This is a genomic window from Segatella albensis DSM 11370 = JCM 12258 (assembly GCF_000426565.1).
Classification (GTDB): Bacteria; Bacteroidota; Bacteroidia; order Bacteroidales; family Bacteroidaceae; genus Prevotella; species Prevotella albensis.
The window spans coordinates 335570-352485 of record NZ_AUFP01000001.1 but is presented as its reverse complement, the minus strand read 5'-3'; the positions used below and the strand labels follow the sequence as shown (position 1 = coordinate 352485).

The window sequence follows — 16916 nt, the reverse complement described above, 5'->3', positions numbered from 1 at the left end:
GAGCTACATACTACAGCGGCATGGGAGGCACATATACGCACGATCTTAGATTGTAAATTTATTTTTATAACAATCAGCCATTATACACACCATCATTCTGCGTAATCAGTAATCAGTTATTCAGTTAATCAGTTTGCGTTTTTACCCCCATTTTTTGGATTTTCAGCCTTATAATATATAAATATATATATATATTTATATATTATACTCTCTTTTTCACATTTTTCTCAGCCTTGATAAAAAACTGATTAACTGAATAACTGATTACTGATTACATATCACGTTGAGATGGGCCTGATTTGTTCCTCGAATCACCCGCTAGAATCGCAGATTAAGCGATTTTTACCTCGCCATTCCCCAATTATAGAAATGGCAGCAACTCCGCAAAGTGCTGATACACAGCGTTTTGCAGAATGTTAACTTTCAACATCCGTTTTTTTTGATTCGTTTTTCAAAATTTCTCCGTACCTTTGCAGCCGTCAACGTTGATAAGGCCTGCAGAGAGCTCCGAAAGACAAAGCGCGCTGTCTCGAAGAAATCTCGAAAGACCTTCGAAAGAATTTGTTAACCCTTAAACTCGAAAACCATGGCGGGGAAATGAATCAGCCTACTCTTCGGAATAGTTATTGTCCAATGCCACATGGAATTCATAGTTAGAATAGCCCTTGTCCAACAACGACTGTATAAATTCATCGCGAAGCGCTGCCGGATCTTCCACGCCATATTCCGGCATGATATCGAAAGATATCACATGATTGTCAAAGTCGACATAGAAGCCATGCGATGAATGAATCTGCGGATGCTTGAAAGCGCGACGCAATATATCTTTCTGCATCCTCGACGCCGTACTGTCACCGGTATTGATGCAATAGATGCCCACTGTGGCAATGAGACCGAACCGGTCGAAAAGACGCTCTGCTATCTGACGGTCTATCTTCTGGATCTCTACCGCTGTGGTGGTGTCGAGGACATTCACGTGCAACGAACCGATATAGGTGCCATGACCGTATGAATGGACGATGACATCGAAGACACCATGAACGCCCGGTTGCTTGAGCACTTCGGCTTTGATGTCCCTGACAAACTGGGGAGAAATGCGCATACCCAGCAATTCGTTGACCGGAGAACTGAGCATCTCGAAACCTGCCTTGATAATGGCCAAGGAGATGAAGGCACCAAGCCATCCATCAATCGATATGTGCCAGAGTAGCATGATGCCTGCCGAAACTAATGTGGCAAGGGTGATAACGGCATCAAACATGGCATCGGCACCACTCGCTATCAGGGCATCCGACTCTACCTGCTTGCCTACTCGCTTGACATGACGACCCAAAAGTATCTTCACCAAGATGGCTACGACGATGATGATAAGCGTAAACATGGTGTATTCAGGGTCTGTAGGGTGGAAGATCTTTTTCACGGATTCCACAAGCGACGACACACCAGCCATCAATACGATGACGCTGATAAGAATGGCCGAAAAGTATTCGATACGACCATAGCCAAAAGGATGATTCTTGTCGGCGGGGCGCTCAGCCAATCGAGTGCCGATGATCGTAATCACCGACGAGAGCACATCGCTGAGATTATTCACAGCATCCATCACAATGGCCACAGAACCGGCCAAAAAGCCTACTACAGCTTTGAACGAGGCGAGAAACACGTTAGCGACAATGCCCAGAATACTGGTGCGAATGATACGTTTATTTCTATCCATAATAAGATGACTTTAAGTTTCCGCTATAAATATATGCAGCAAAGTTAATAAAAATATTGGCATTATCATCTTTTATATGTATATTTGTGCACAAAAGTTAACATTTTATTTTCCAATATGAACATGAACAAACGATCTGTCGTTGCCATCATTGCCTTGAGCATGGCTTTCGGCTATTCTGCCGAAGCTCGTCCAGTGTATACGACTCTGCCTCAGGATACTACCAAGACTGAGGTGAAGAAGGACAAGCAGCATGATGAGAAAAAGAAGGACGACAAAAAGAAAGAGAAAAAAGAAAAGAAGGTAGATGCCTACGAGACTCTTATCAAGAAGGGAGGTTCTGTGGAGAAGGGTCTCTTCACGGTGCGCCATATCGAAGATAAATGGTATCTCGAGGTCCCAGACTCTGTTATTGGTCGCTATCTGCTTGCTGTGACGCGCTTCCGTTCTGTCCCTCAGGGATTCGGAAAGTTCTCGGGTGAGGAAGTGAACGAGCAGACAATATATTTTGAACAGCGTGATGATAAGAATCTGCTTTTGCGCGCTTATGTGCTCTCGCAACTAGCCGATGAGAAGACAAAAATCTCTGAGACGTTGAAGGCCTCTACGACCGACCCTATCATTGCCAGTTTGAAGGTGATCGGCAAAAATAAAAAGAAGAATGCGCAACTTGTGGAGATTACGCCTCTTTTTGCTAAGGATAATGCGGTGTTCAGTCTTTCTAGCGAGGACAGTAAGATGATGAAACTGGGTGCGCTACAGACTGAACGTTCTTTCATCGACACGATGAAGGTGTACCCTATCAATCTCGAAATCCAATCAACTCGTACTTATGCGGCTCCTTCGCCAAAGACGCGTGCTTCTTTTACAGGAAGTGTAACACTGGGCTTGAATACCAGTATCGTACTGTTGCCAAAAACTCCGATGCGCAAGCGACTTTGGGACGACCGTGTGGGGTATTTCACCACTCGCGTGACGTATTTCAATGATGAACAGCATAAGACCGACCACGAACAGATCGTGGCTCGATACAATCTGGTGCCTAAGGATGTTAAGAAATATCTTAAAGGTCAGCTTGTGGAACCTGTAAAGCCTATCGTCTATTATATCGACCCGGCAACACCTAAGAAATGGGTACCTTATCTGATGGCTGGTATCAATGACTGGAATGTGGCCTTTGAGGCTGCAGGCTTTAAGAATGCGATCATCGCCAAGGAATGGCCTAACGATAAGAATATGAGTGTGGATGATGCGCGCTATTGTGTGTTGCGCTATCTGCCTGCTGAAATAGAAAACGCTTATGGCCCGCATATCATCGACCCACGAAGCGGTGAGATCATTGAAAGCCATATTTGTTGGTATCACAATGTCATGAATCTGCTCACCAAGTGGTATATGACGCAATGTGGACCGCTCGACAAGCGTGCGCAGACGATGAAGATGGACGATAAGTTGATGGGTGAGCTCATCCGTTTTGTGTCTTCTCATGAAGTGGGTCACACGCTGGGTTTGCGCCATAATATGGGTGCCAGTCATGCGACACCTGTTGAAAAGTTGCGCGACAAGGCATGGGTGGAAGCTCACGGGCATACGGCCAGTATCATGGATTATGCGCGTTTCAACTATGTTGCACAGCCTGAGGATGGTATCTCTGAGAAGGGACTGTTCCCTCGCATCAACGATTACGATAAATGGGCCATCAAATGGGGTTATCAGTATCGCCCTGAATTCAAAGATGAATTTGATGAGAAAAAGGGGTTGATGAATGAGACTACCAAGATTCTATCCAAGAATCCTCGTCTATGGTTTGGTGGTGAGGGCAGAAACGAAGATCCTCGTGCGCAGACTGAAGACCTTAGTGACAACAACATGAAAGCAAGTGACTATGGTATCAAGAACCTAAAACGTGTCATTGCCAACTTGCCAAAATGGACACATGAGGATAATGATCAGTATGATGACCTTACTGAGATGTATGGCAGCGTACGCGATCAATTCCGTCGCTATACTAATCATGTAGTAAAGAACATTGGTGGTCGTTATCTAAACAATATGCCTGGCAAAAAGCCTTATGAGGTAGCCCCTGCTGCTATTCAGAAGGAAGCTGTCAACTGGATAAGCCGTCAGTTATTCACTGCACCAACGTGGCTCTATCCTAGTAACATCACCGAAATTACTGGAACTGACGCCAGTGCCAGCATCGAACAAGAGCAGCAGCGTGTACTGAAAATCATGATGACGCCTGCTATACTCAACAAGATCTACAACGATTCGTTCTCTTCGACTCAAGCTTATCAGGTAGATGACTATCTGAACGATGTGTTCCAAACCGTGTGGAAGCCACTGAACAGTAAAAATGCTATTCAGAACAAAACTCGCCGCAGTCTGCAACGTGCTTATCTCGACAACTTGAATGATATTCTGAACCCATCGGCAAAGTCTGGTGGCAACGAGAGTGCTCCACGTGCAGCAAGTGCTTTGCGAAGTGCCGGCAGCGACATACAACTCTATGTACAGCAGCAGCTCACCAAGGTGAAGAGATTCTGTCAACAGCAAGCAGCGGCCGCATCAGGCATCAACACATTACATTTCAAGGATTTGCTCCGCGAGGTGAAACTTATCGAAGATAGACAGACAACAGTAAGATAATCAAGACATTAGAATAGATATTCTATATTAAAACATAAAAAATTACCCTGCACCGATGGTGTATGGGTGATTTTATTTAATTTTGCACTCGTTATGGTATTAAATTACATTTGGGTAGCTTTTTTCGTTATCGCGTTTCTCTTTGCGATAATCGGGCTCATACTGGGAGACACTACTATCTTCCAGAAGATAGTAGATTCCACCTTCGACAGTTCTAAGAACGCGTTCGAGATTTCTCTCGGACTTACGGGTGTTCTCGCACTTTGGATAGGAATCATGAAGATCGGTGAAAGAGCTGGCGTGGTAAACGTGCTGGCTAGAATGCTGAATCCTGTTTTTTCGAAACTTTTCCCTGATATACCCAAAAACCATCCTGTGATGGGCAGTATCTTCATGAATATTGCTTCGAATATGCTCGGTCTAGACAATGCTGCTACACCAACAGGACTCAAAGCCATGAGCCAGATGCAAGAGTTGAACGACAAAAAAGATACGGCAACAAATCCGATGATCATGTTCTTGGTGCTCAACACAAGTGGGCTCACTCTCATCCCGACAACAATTCTTGCCTTCCGTGCTTCTTATGGTGCCGCTAACCCTACAGATGTGTTTATCCCAATCTTGCTGGCTACGGCTGTGGCTACATTGGCGGGTATCATCATCACGGCGATGTGGCAGAAGATCAATATCTTCCAACCTGTGCTTTTGGCTACCCTTGGCTCGATTGTCGCTTTCGTCGGTCTCGTAATCTGGGCGTTCGGACACATGGACAAAGATACGATGGCGACGGTAACGGGTGTCGCTAGTAATCTGATATTATTCGGTATCATCCTCACCTTTATCCTTGCCGGTGTCATCAAGAAAATCAATGTCTATGATGCTTTCATCGAGGGCGCTAAGGAGGGGTTCACCACGGCGGTGAAGATTATTCCTTATCTCGTCGCTATTCTCGTGGGTATCGGGGTATTCCGTGCTTCGGGTGCTATGGACATGATGATCAACGGCATCGCATGGTGCGTAAAGCAATGCGGACTTAACACTGATTTTGTGGGTGCTCTGCCTACTGCTTTCATGAAACCGCTCTCCGGAAGTGGCGCACGTGGTCTCATGCTGGAGGCGATGAAGAATTATGGTGCAGACAGTTTCATCGGACGACTGAGTTGTCTTTTCCAGGGCTCTACCGATACGACGTTTTATATCCTTGCCGTGTACTTCGGCAGTGTAAACATCAAATACACGCGCCATGCTGTGGCCTGCGGACTACTTGCTGACCTTGCGGGCGTGATTGCGGCTATCTGCATCGCATATATCTTTTTCGGATAACTGGATTTCATGTACGATAATAGAATAAAACAAAAACAATAATAGTAAATGGCTAATTTAAAATCTTTAGCGAAAGATACTGCTATCTATGGTTTGAGCAGTATTATGGCACGATTCATCAATTATCTGTTAGTGCCTATCCAGACAGCGAAATTCAATGCTGCTGGCGGACAATATGGTATCATCACTAATGTGTATGCCTATGTAGCACTGCTCATCATTCTGCTCACCTACGGAATGGAGACGACTTTCTTCAGATTTATGAGTAAAGAGGGCGAAGAGCCTAAGAAGGTGTATGCTACGACTCTGAAGACTGTTGGATTCACGTCTCTGCTCTTTGCTCTGATCGTTATCGTCTTCTTAAATCCAATTGCGGGTGTTCTCGGATATACCGATCATCCTGAATATATTCTTGTGATGTATCTCACGGTAGCTATCGATGCTTTCACGGCTATCCCGTTCGCTTACTTGAGATGTAAGCATCGTCCTGTGAAGTTTGCTACGTTGAAGGTACTGAACATCACGTTCAATATTATACTGAACTTACTTTATCTTGTGGTTCTTCCATATTTCAAATTCAACCTCTTCGGTATTTATGATGCTAACTTCAGTCTTGATGTTGTATGGATTTTCTATATCAACATCTTCTGTTCTTTGGCTACAATGCTGATGCTCGGAAAGGAACTCGTTGCCTTGAAGAATCCTTTCGACTGGGCTACTTGTAAGCGTATGCTCAGTTATACATGGCCTTTACTCGTCATGGGATTGGCCGGACAGTTGAACCAATGTGCTTCACAGATCATCTTTCCTTATGTGTTTGATGGAACGGCTGCAGAAGCTCGCACACAACTGGGTATCTATGGGGCTTGTATCAAGATTGCCATGATCATGGTCATGATTACTCAGGCTTTCCGTTATGCTTATGAACCTTTCGTATTCGGCAAGAGTAAGGATAAGGACAATAAAGAGACTTATGCCAAGGCTATGAAATTCTATATCATCTTCACCTTACTGGCTTTCCTCTGCGTCATGGGCTACATGGACATCTTGCGCCATATCGTAGGAAGAAGTTACTGGGAAGGTTTGGAAATCGTACCTATCGTGATGGCTGCCGAAATTATGTTCGGTATCTTCTTCAACCTAAGTTTCTGGTACAAACTTACCGACCGTACCATCTGGGGAGCTTATTTCAGTGGTATCGGTGCTGTGGTTCTCATCGCCATGGACATTTTGATGATTCCACGATTCAGTTACTGGGCCTGTGCTTGGGCTGGATTTGTTAGCTATGCTGTGAGCATGATACTCAGTTATATTTCGGGTCAGAAATACTACCCAATCAATTACCCGATCAAGGACATCATGATTTACATTGTTGTGGCTGTGCTGCTCTTTGCCGGTATTTCACTGACCAATGCTCAACTGCCAACCATCGCAGCACTTGCCATCAACACGTTGCTCATCATCGCCTTCATCACATTCATAGTGAAGCGTGACTTCCCGTTAAGCAGTCTCCCTGTCATTGGCAAGAAATTTAGAAAAGAATAATTATCTAATCTTATATAAGAATGAAAAAAGCGACTTTATTTTTAGCCGGTTTGATGGCTTTCTCTATGCAAAGCAAAGCCGATGAAGGTATGTGGACGCTCTACAATCTGCCTCAACAGGTGTATGAGACGATGGTAGACGAAGGTCTTCAGATGCCTTACAATGAACTGTACAACGGAGAGAATTCTCTGAAGAACGCCGTAGTCAACTTCTCGGGCTATTGCTCAGGCGTCGTTGTTTCACCAGACGGACTTGTGTTCACAAACCACCACTGTGGCTTTGAGGCCATCCGCTCTCACTCTACCGTAGAACACGACTATATGCTGAATGGCTTCTATGCCAAGAGTTATGCCGAAGAACTGCCTAACCCAAATATGTTCGTAAGTTTTATGCGCGAACAGAAAGACATCACGGAACTGGTAGAACAACTTGGATATGACAAGAAAAACAAACAAGAACGTGAAACTCTCATCGACTCTCTGGAGAATGCGATGACGAAACAAGTGAAAGAGAAAGACTCTACTCTGCACGTGAACATCGATGCTTTCTATGAGGGCAATAAGTGGTATGCCACTACTTACCAAGATTTCACCGACCTGCGCCTTGTGTTCACTGTTCCAAAGAGCATGGGTAAGTTTGGTGGTGAAACCGATAACTGGATGTGGCCGCGACAGACTTGCGATTTCTCTGTTTTCAGAATCTATGCTGATAAGAATAATCAGCCTGCCGCTTACAGCAAAGATAATGTACCTTATCACCCTAAACGCTGGGCTAAGGTAAGTACTGAGGGTTACAAGGAAGGTGACTACGCCATGACCATCGGTTACCCAGGCAGTACAGAACGTTACCTCTCAAGTTATGGTATCCAGATGATGCGCGATGCCAGCAACACCCCTCGTGCTCAGGTACGTGGCGTCAAGCAGGAAGTGATGACTCGCCATATGCGTGCCGATGAAGCTGTACGTATCAAATACGATTCTAAATTTGCTCAGAGTGCTAACTACTGGAAAAACTCTCTCGGTATGAACAAATGTATCGATTCTATCGGTATCGTTAACCTGAAACGTGAGTATGAGAAGAAGCTCCGCGCTTGGCAGGAGAATACCAATACAAACATCAAGAAGGTGGATTTCGATGCTTTGGAAAGTCTATACAAAAGACTGACTGAAGCTAGATATGTATACACCAACTTATACGAGAGTTTTGGCCGTTCCAGTGCCGTAGAATTCAACACTCGTGCCATGAAACTGATGCGTGGCATGGAAATCAAGGGCGACAGCAAGAAGGCAAAAGACCAGTATCAGGTGTTCGAGGATAATTCTAAGGAATGGGACGCAAATCTCGATAAAGAGGTAATGGCTGTTCTACTAAAGAACTATTGCGAACACGTAGATAAGAAATGGTGGCCTTCTATCTATCAGACCATTGATAAGAAATTCAAAGGCGATTACCAAAAGTATGTTGATTATCTCTATGACAAGAGTATCATCATGAAGTCGGGCAAGAAGATTTATTGCAACCGTAAGGAGTTTACCAAAGACCCAGGCATCAAATACGCACTTTCATTGATGGATATATACGCTCAGTTGAACGAAATCATGCCACCACTGATGGATTCTATCAACGAACAAGAAAAACGCCTCTGTGCTGCCAAAATCCGTATGGAAGAAGATTTACCACACTATAGTGATGCTAACTTCACCATGCGATTGAGCTATGGACAGGTTGGTGGCTTTGAACTGGGCGGTAAACCTTCAGGCTATTTCACCACAGCTGAGAGTATAGTGAAGAAGATGAAGCAAGGCGAAAACGGCGTCTTTGACTATAAGGCAGAACCTATCATGCAGACTTTACTTAGTGCTAAGGATTTTGGAAGATACCAGGACAAGAGAAGTGGTAAGATGCAACTCTGTTTCTTGACCAATAACGATATCACCGGCGGTAACTCAGGGTCTCCAATGTTCAACGGCAAAGGTGAACTCATCGGTTTGGCCTTCGATGGCAACTGGGACAGTCTGAGCAGCGACATCAATTTCGATAAGCGTTTGGCTCGTTGTATCGGTGTCGACATTCGCTATGTGCTCTTCATGATGGATAAGTGGGGACATGCCGACCGACTGATCAAAGAAATTGATGCCAAGTGATAGACTTGGGTAAAGGATAAAAAAAAGGATGAGAGTTTTTCTACTTCTCATCCTTTTGTGTTTATAATATCAAACTTGTTTTTGTATATCGCCGTTTTTGCTCTCAACAGGCAGTCAACAATTCTTTGATAGCTTCAAGCGTATCAGCAATAGCAATATAGTCATGATAATCGCCACGGATAAAGCCTTTTGCCTGTAAGTCATCAAGTGCTGCAATCAACGGATTCCAGAAGCCTTTGACATTATATAGAATCACTTTCTTATGATGATAGCCGATAGTGTGGGAGGCTGCCATCGAAAACACTTCATCGAGCGTACCTATACCTCCCGGCAAAGCGATGGCGACATCACTCTGCGCAAGCATCAAGTCCTTACGGTCGCTTAAATTGTCACAAGGAATTTCTACATCGACGAAATCGCTCACCCTGCCCGAAGTCTCCACCTTAGAAGGAATCACACCTATCGTCATCGCACCACCTTGCTTACAAGCCTTGGCGATACATTCCATCAAACCCATGTTACAACCACCGAAGACCAACGTATGGCCTTCCGCAGCCATCCAATGCCCCAACTCCTCGGTAGCCGAGAAGAAATCAGGGTCGATATTTCTATTTGCTGAACAATAAACTACTATTTTCATAGAAACAAAGGTAGTTAAAAGAAAATAAATATAATACAAAAATAAAGAAAAAAAGATGTAACTCACTAAAAATCACTATCTTTGCACCGCTTTAAAGATAATCACGACGATTATCAAAGAAAACAAGAGAAAGAAATACGCCCGATTTAAATGGCTGGGAGGGCGTTACCTTTCATCATTTAAATTAAGGTTAAAGATTGAAGACATTTGAAGAATTAGGCGTAAACGAAGAGATTCGACGCGCCATCGAGGAAATTGGATTTGAGAATCCAATGCCTGTTCAGGAAGAAGTAATCCCGTATTTACTTGGTAATAAAAATGACGTAATAGCACTTGCTCAGACGGGAACGGGCAAGACTGCTGCTTATGGTTTACCTGTTTTGCAGAAGGCTGTCCCTTCTGACAAAACCACTCAAGCTGTTATACTTAGTCCTACTCGTGAGCTCTGTCTACAGATTGCCGACGAACTCAACGCCTTTGCAAAGTACATTGATGGCTTGCATATCGTTGCTGTATATGGAGGTACCGATATCGGTCCGCAGATTCGTACATTGAAGCATGGTGTACAGATCATCGTGGCTACACCGGGACGACTTCTCGACTTGATGAATCGTGGTGTCGCCAAATTGGATGAGGTTCGTAACATCGTACTTGACGAGGCCGACGAGATGCTCAACATGGGTTTCTCTGAAAGTATCAATGCCATCTTCGAAGGTTTGCCAGAAGATCACAACACATTGCTCTTCTCGGCTACGATGAGTAAAGAGGTAGAGAAGATCGCCAAGAACTATTTGCACGACTACAAAGAAATCGTCGTAGGCAGTAGAAACGAAGGTGCCGAACACGTCAACCACATCTATTATCTTGTACACTCTAAGGATAAATACTTGGCACTGAAGCGTATCGTCGACTTCTACCCACGCATCTTCGCTATCATCTTCTGTCGCACGAAGTTAGAGACCCAAGAGGTTGCCGACAAACTCATCAAAGATGGTTACAACGCAGAAGCTCTGCACGGTGACCTGAGTCAGCAACAGCGCGACCTCACCATGCAGAAGTTCCGTCAACATACTGTTCAATTCCTTGTGGCTACAGACGTGGCTGCTCGTGGTCTTGATGTTGATGACCTCACCCATGTCATCAACTACGGATTACCTGATGACATCGAGAGTTATACTCATCGTAGCGGTCGTACCGGTCGTGCCGGCAAGAAGGGAACATCTATCAGCATCATCCACACCAAAGAGAAATGGAAAGTTCGTCAGATAGAGAAACAGATCGGCAAGGATTTCGTTGATGGTGAATTGCCAAGCCCTGAGGAAATCTGTAAAAAGCAGCTCTACAAGGTGATGGACGACATCATGAAGACTGATGTGGACGAGGAGCAGATAGCGCCTTACATGGAAGAAATCGACCGTCAATTCGAATATATCGACAAGGAAGACATCATCAAGAAGATGGTAGCCATCACTTTCGGACGATTCTTGGATTATTATCAGAATGCGCCAAAGATAGAGAAGCCGACAGGTCGCCGCAGCGAAGATGGAAAAGGTCGCGAGCGCAAACGTAGTGATCGTTCTTCCGGTGGTCGTCGCAGACGTGAGGCGGAGGAAGGTTACAAGCGTTTATTCATCAACCTCGGTAAGGACGATGGTTTCTATCCTGGTGAGGTGATGCAGTTCATCAACAAGAACGTACGCGGTCACATCGAGATTGGTCATATCGACTTGATGAGTAAATTCTCATACATTGAGGTACCTGAGGAGAGTGCTAAAAAGGTGATGAAAGGTTTGGACGGTTCCACCTACAAGCGCCGCACTGTAAGATGTAATGATGCCGACGAAGGTGGTCACGGAAGAGACGCTCGAGGAAAAGGTCGTGGTCGTGGAAAGGACAACACGCGTGGTAAGAGAAATGTACAGAACAAACAAGAGGAAAATTGGCGTGATCTGATCAAGGGCAAGCCTTTCAAACTGAAAGGTGAGAATCCGGATTTCTCAGAAGAGGGATGGGCACGCAGAAGACCCAAGAAGAAATAATATATAGAAAGCAAATAAGCAGCGCCATATAGCGTTGCTTATTTGCTTTCTAATGCCTATAGTTGTTGCGTTATCAATTTGAATTCACGCTCTTAGAATTTCATCTTCGCACCAAATTCCGGTGAGATGTAGTTATAGATGTCTTTGCAGCACTCTGCAGAGAAGAGTTGACCGCACTCTATAATCTTATCCCATTGTTCTTCTGTGAGTCCTCGATCGATGTCGTCACGAGTGATTCCGTATTTCAACATACCGTAGATGAAACCAGCATTGAAATTGTCACCGGCACCAATGGTGCTCACGGTCTGGGTGTTGCGTACAGGATAGCTCTTCTTGAATCCGTTTTCTGCACGTACCTCAATAGGTTTTGCCCCTTGGGTACAAATAAACTTCTTACAATAGAAACTAATCTCTGCATTGTAAACTTTATCAGGATCTTGCATATTGTAGAGTACACCGAAATCTTCATCACTACCACGAACGAAATCGGCATATTCCAGATTTTCAATGAGATTAGGTGTAATCTTCATGATTTCATGCTTGTGTGAACTGCGGTAGTTTACGTCATAATATAGAATGGCGCCTTTGTTGCGTGCGTTCTCCAAGAAACCTGCTACCTGTGGACGAATCACAGGGTTGATGGCAAAGAATGATCCGAAGATTACGATGTCGTCTTTCTGTACATCCGGGTCTTGAAACTCTAACTGGTCGTGTGGATGATCTTTATAGAAAATGTAATCAGGATGATTCTGTTCATCAAGGAAGGCCAATGAAACTGGTGATTTGCTTTCTGGGAATACGGCTATATTATCAGCATTGACGCCATTATCACGCAAAAACTTGATAACATATTCGCCTATACGGTCGTTTCCGGCCTCACTGATAAAGGTTGTATTTATTCCTGAACGTCCCAATGAAACTGCTGCATTAAAGGCTGAACCTCCAGGTACTGCACTCACGGGTTGATTGTCTTTGAATATAATATCGAGAACTGTTTCTCCTATTCCTATTACTTTACGCATAATTTTATTCTTTACGTGCAAATATACGAAAATCTGAAAACAAAGAACCTTAAACTCACAACTTTTTTGTAATTTTGTGATTGAATATGAAATATAATACTTTTACACTGGATAACGGACTTCGAATTATCCATCTTGATAGTTCTTCACCTGTGGTTTACTGTGGCTACGGAATCAATGCGGGAACACGCGATGAATTGCCGGGAGAAGAGGGACTTGCCCATTTCTGCGAACATGTGACCTTTAAAGGTACCACGCATCGCAAGGCTTGGCATATCCTGAACTGTCTGGAAAGCGTGGGAGGTGACTTGAATGCTTTTACGAACAAAGAGGATACGGTGTATTATGCTGCCATCCTGCAGGAACACACTGACCGTGCTGTTGACTTGCTGACTGATATCGTCTTCCATTCTGTCTATCCGCAAAACGAAATCGACAAAGAGGTTGAGGTTATCTGTGATGAAATTGAAAGCTATAACGATTCTCCATCAGAACTCATCTATGATGAATTCGAGAATGCTATCTTCTTTGGCCATGAACTGGGACATAATATTCTAGGAACAAGTGAGAAGGTGAAGGCGTTCACTACCGAAGATGCTCTGCGTTTTACCCGTAAGTATTACAGACCAGAAAACAGTATCTTCTTTATCTATGGACATGTGGACTTCAAGAGGTTGGTGCGCAGACTAGAGAAGGCTACTAGTGATTTCGGTAAGTGTGAACCTTTCGTGGAACAGAAAACTGCGAATGTGTTGGCACCTTATGAATCTCAACAAATTGTGGTGAACAAGGGTACGCATCAGGCTCATGTAATGATCGGAAATAGGGCTTATAATGTCTTTGACAATAAGAGAATAGGCCTTTATCTGCTGAATAATATCCTTGGTGGACCAGGAATGAATGCCAAACTGAATCTAAGCCTCAGAGAGCACCATGGATTGGTATATACCGTAGAAAGTAGTATGGTGAGCTATGGGGACACCGGTTTATGGTGTACTTACTTTGGATGTGACCCGGAAGATGTCAATAAATGCCGCAGACTGGTAAGAAAAGTGCTGGATAAGTTTATGGCTTCACCTATGACCGAAAGTCAGTTGCGCGCTGCTAAGAAGCAAATCAAGGGTCAGATTGGTGTGGCCCGTGACAGTAGAGAGAACTTTGCTCTTGACTTCGGAAAGAGTTTCTTGCATTACGGTTGGGAGAAGGATATCTCTGCACTCTACAAGCATATTGATGAGGTTACTCCGGAACTCATCCAACAGGTGGCACAGGAGATATTCGCAGAGGATCAGTTAACGACGCTCATCTACAAATAGTAGATAGATTCGTTACCTTCATTGAACAATAAATCGAGAATACTGAGATTAGGCTGAAATCCAAACTTCTGTTCGTATACTTGATAATATCTCTGTGGAGTGAAATCTGCATCTTCACCGGGATGTTTCGGACGAATAACATCTCTGAAATCGACTATATCTGTAAGATTGTCCGATGATAGATATTCATCGGTCAGTTCTATATGCGGGGTGATATCCAATAATTCACACATCTTTTGTGTGATCTCCATATTGAAATCGAACAGGAAGTCCCAGCGTTTCTCAAAGAAGGGACGTATATCATCTTGATAATATTCAAAGAAAGGACTTTCACCATAAGCTGACAACAAGGCATTCCAATGCAGATGACGCCAATTGCCATGATCGCTGATTTTGACATCCTTCAATGCAGTTTTGTCTAATCGCAGGCCTTCAGGTTTCTCTACAGGAATACTTAATGCCTGCAAACCATTTGTCGTAGCTATGATGCAACGATTACGATAAGTCTGCTTGACGAAATTATCATGCTGTTCTATCTTACTGTGGGAATAGCGATTGAGCTTCTGGTACCACTGTATAGGACCAAAATAGGTGGAAGAAAGTAATGCTGTTGTCAAAATTCTAAATTGAATAAGCGGTAAGCGCGACCTGTAAACTGATGCTTATGCACCAAAGCCTTCCGTTTACCTGATTTTACAAGATAATATTTGCAATCGGTACAACGGCACCGCTTGCAACAGATATGAGGGATGACATAACGCTCTGAATCCAATGTTATCGTATCTCCAGGAACGGCTATGATCTGTCCGATACGATAACTCGTACTGTCATCATAAACGACGTTATCGCCTCGCTGATAAGGCATACGGGTAAGGCGATTTACAATCACCCTGTCACCTTTATTGAATTCTGGAGTATATTCAGAACTAGGGACTGTGAAGATTGTAAATGCCCACGCGCGTACTGCCAACATAGCTAAGGAAGCTATGAGTAGCGCCAATATGAACTTGACGCTATTTTTTATCATCTTTATTTAATAGTATCTACAAATTTAAAGAGTCGGTTCCAACGTATTCCATTGAATCCTGGATGATCAGGACTGTGGCTCCACCAAATAAAGATTGGTTTACCTACGATATGATCCTCAGGAACAAATCCCCAATAACGGCTATCGGCTGAGTTGTGACGATTATCACCCATCATCCAATAATAGTCCATCTTGAAGGTATACTTGTTGGTAAGTTTACCATTGATATAGATTTTACCGTTCTTTACGTCTAACTGATTACCTTCATATACACGAATAGGACGCTCATAGATCGCGATATTCTTCATATTCAGAATAATCGTAGATCCCTTCTTTGGTATCCATATTGGTCCATAATTATCGCGTGTCCAACCTGTTACTGCATTCAAAGGATAAAGGTCTCCCGTATATGCGTCTGTATTCAGATGTATGTCAGCAACGATATCCTTGCGTGACTTCAACACCTCATAAGTATGCTTTGTCATTGGCATACAGCCACTTGTATTTAGGCTCTGGATATCTTCTACAGTAATACCAAGTTGGTCTATCAATGCGTCTGGCAACTGCCCTTTGAGTTTCATATAGTATGAATACTGCACGTTATCAGGCTCCTTATTGGCTTTACCATTTAGATAAACGATTCTGTTCTTGATCTGAAGTGTCTGACCAGGAAGACCTACACAACGTTTCACATAATTCTCGCGACGGTCTGTAGGACGTGAAATGATATCACCGAACTCACCAGGATTATTCACAATATAGTTGCGGCCTACAGCATATACCGTGGCGAAATAATCGCGCTGCTGCTGAGGATTCATGGTTTTCGGATTCTCTGCCAAACCATTCTGCTCCAACAGCGAGTTACCGAAAGAATAACACATCTGATAGTAGTCGTCAGACTGCTTCTCGTTAACAAGGGTATCACCAGCTGGATAGTTGAACACTACAATATCATTCAATTGTACCTTACCAAATCCTTTAACACGACGGTAATCCCAATGTGGCCACTCGAGATAACTCTTCACATTTATCAATGGAAGTGTGTGCTGGGTAAGTGGCATCGTAAGAGGGGTCTGAGGGATTCTCGGTCCATAACTCATCTTACTTACAAAAAGATAATCTCCAGTAAGGAGACTCTTCTCTAGAGAAGAAGATGGGATGACATAGTTCTGGAAGAAGAACTGATTGATGAAATACACAGCCACCAAGGCAAAAACTAATGCATCAACCCAACTCATCAGAAACTTCACTGGGCCTTCTGAGTCTTTCCACCATTGCCAATGGATTTTCTTTGAGATATAAGCATCATAGATAAAAGGAACGACAACAAGTCCAAGCCAACTCTTTACCCAAACGAGAAACAATAGATATAGGGCGAGAACAACGCAGAATTTAACCCATTGCAACTTCTTGTTAACAGGCTTCTTTCCACCGTTTACATCATATTTTACCTTCTTATAGAGAGACTTATATATAATATTCGACATATCTGCA

At 43.7% G+C, this 16916-nt stretch carries 13 protein-coding genes; 7 read left to right on the top strand and 6 right to left on the bottom strand.

What is annotated here, in order from left to right:
- Positions 1–495 precede the first annotated feature (495 nt).
- The gene (locus K333_RS13640; RefSeq protein ID WP_154652960.1) at positions 496–657 is read left to right on the top strand and encodes a CagY family CD-EC repeat-containing protein; all 162 of its coding nucleotides are present in this window, start codon (positions 496–498) and stop codon (positions 655–657) included.
- Here the strand turns inward: K333_RS13640 and K333_RS0101560 are convergent.
- The gene (locus K333_RS0101560) at positions 608–1717 is read right to left on the bottom strand and encodes a cation diffusion facilitator family transporter (protein ID WP_027452248.1); all 1110 of its coding nucleotides are present in this window, start codon (positions 1715–1717) and stop codon (positions 608–610) included. The two genes, K333_RS13640 and K333_RS0101560, sit on opposite strands and share 50 nt — an antisense overlap.
- 117 nt (positions 1718–1834) lie before the next feature.
- On the opposite strand from K333_RS0101560, the gene K333_RS0101555 reads away from it, so the two are divergent.
- The 4 genes from K333_RS0101555 (at position 1835) to K333_RS0101540 (ending at position 9378) form a co-directional block, all read left to right on the top strand.
- A complete protein-coding gene (locus K333_RS0101555; RefSeq protein ID WP_024990182.1) occupies positions 1835–4366 on the top strand; it encodes a zinc-dependent metalloprotease in 2532 nt (843 codons plus the stop codon).
- Positions 4367–4459: 93 nt separating this feature from the next.
- Entirely contained in the window at positions 4460–5689 is a 1230-nt protein-coding gene (locus K333_RS0101550; RefSeq protein ID WP_024990181.1) for a nucleoside recognition domain-containing protein, read from the top strand.
- Positions 5690–5737: 48 nt separating this feature from the next.
- Entirely contained in the window at positions 5738–7234 is a 1497-nt protein-coding gene (locus K333_RS0101545; protein ID WP_024990180.1) for an oligosaccharide flippase family protein, read from the top strand.
- Positions 7235–7254: 20 nt separating this feature from the next.
- Positions 7255–9378 (top strand): S46 family peptidase, encoded by a 2124-nt coding sequence (locus tag K333_RS0101540; protein WP_024990179.1) that lies wholly within the window; start codon positions 7255–7257, stop codon positions 9376–9378.
- Between the two features lie 103 nt (positions 9379–9481).
- Here K333_RS0101540 and K333_RS0101535 read toward each other — a convergent pair whose 3' ends face one another.
- The gene (locus K333_RS0101535; protein ID WP_024990178.1) at positions 9482–10018 is read right to left on the bottom strand and encodes an LOG family protein; all 537 of its coding nucleotides are present in this window, start codon (positions 10016–10018) and stop codon (positions 9482–9484) included.
- A 197-nt stretch (positions 10019–10215) separates the two neighbouring features.
- On the opposite strand from K333_RS0101535, the gene K333_RS0101530 reads away from it, so the two are divergent.
- Positions 10216–12057 (top strand): DEAD/DEAH box helicase, encoded by a 1842-nt coding sequence (locus K333_RS0101530; protein WP_024990177.1) that lies wholly within the window; start codon positions 10216–10218, stop codon positions 12055–12057.
- A gap of 92 nt (positions 12058–12149) precedes the next feature.
- Here K333_RS0101530 and K333_RS0101525 read toward each other — a convergent pair whose 3' ends face one another.
- Complete coding sequence (locus K333_RS0101525) at positions 12150–13079, bottom strand: carbohydrate kinase family protein (protein WP_024990176.1); 930 nt, start codon at positions 13077–13079, stop codon at positions 12150–12152.
- An 86-nt stretch (positions 13080–13165) separates the two neighbouring features.
- Between K333_RS0101525 and K333_RS0101520 the strand changes: the two genes are divergently transcribed.
- Positions 13166–14395, top strand: a complete 1230-nt coding sequence (locus K333_RS0101520) for a M16 family metallopeptidase (protein WP_024990175.1) — start codon at positions 13166–13168, stop codon at positions 14393–14395.
- On the opposite strand, the gene K333_RS0101515 is transcribed toward K333_RS0101520, so the two are convergent.
- Genes K333_RS0101515 through lepB (K333_RS0101505) form a run of 3 tightly spaced genes read right to left on the bottom strand, consistent with a single transcriptional unit; the run spans position 14386 to position 16909 of the window.
- Positions 14386–15012 (bottom strand): WbqC family protein, encoded by a 627-nt coding sequence (locus tag K333_RS0101515; protein WP_024990174.1) that lies wholly within the window; start codon positions 15010–15012, stop codon positions 14386–14388. The two genes, K333_RS0101520 and K333_RS0101515, sit on opposite strands and share 10 nt — an antisense overlap.
- Positions 15009–15422 carry a signal peptidase I gene (lepB, locus tag K333_RS0101510; protein ID WP_024990173.1) on the bottom strand — a complete coding sequence of 138 codons (414 nt, stop codon included), beginning with the start codon at positions 15420–15422 and terminating at the stop codon, positions 15009–15011. Before lepB (K333_RS0101510) ends, K333_RS0101515 begins: the two co-directional genes overlap by 4 nt.
- A gap of 2 nt (positions 15423–15424) precedes the next feature.
- Positions 15425–16909, bottom strand: coding sequence for a signal peptidase I (gene lepB / locus K333_RS0101505; RefSeq protein WP_024990172.1), 1485 nt, complete (start codon positions 16907–16909; stop codon positions 15425–15427).
- Positions 16910–16916: the final 7 nt, after the last annotated feature.

Coding starts and splice junctions, on each gene's coding strand:
- lepB (WP_024990173.1), bottom strand. CDS start 15,422: ATGATAAAAAATAGCGTCAAGTTCATATTGGCGCTACTCATAGCTTCC.
- K333_RS0101520 (WP_024990175.1), top strand. CDS start 13,166: ATGAAATATAATACTTTTACACTGGATAACGGACTTCGAATTATCCAT.
- K333_RS0101535 (WP_024990178.1), bottom strand. CDS start 10,018: ATGAAAATAGTAGTTTATTGTTCAGCAAATAGAAATATCGACCCTGAT.
- K333_RS0101525 (WP_024990176.1), bottom strand. CDS start 13,079: ATGCGTAAAGTAATAGGAATAGGAGAAACAGTTCTCGATATTATATTC.
- K333_RS0101540 (WP_024990179.1), top strand. CDS start 7,255: ATGAAAAAAGCGACTTTATTTTTAGCCGGTTTGATGGCTTTCTCTATG.
- K333_RS0101560 (WP_027452248.1), bottom strand. CDS start 1,717: ATGGATAGAAATAAACGTATCATTCGCACCAGTATTCTGGGCATTGTC.
- lepB (WP_024990172.1), bottom strand. CDS start 16,909: ATGTCGAATATTATATATAAGTCTCTCTATAAGAAGGTAAAATATGAT.
- K333_RS0101550 (WP_024990181.1), top strand. CDS start 4,460: ATGGTATTAAATTACATTTGGGTAGCTTTTTTCGTTATCGCGTTTCTC.
- K333_RS0101555 (WP_024990182.1), top strand. CDS start 1,835: ATGAACATGAACAAACGATCTGTCGTTGCCATCATTGCCTTGAGCATG.
- K333_RS0101545 (WP_024990180.1), top strand. CDS start 5,738: ATGGCTAATTTAAAATCTTTAGCGAAAGATACTGCTATCTATGGTTTG.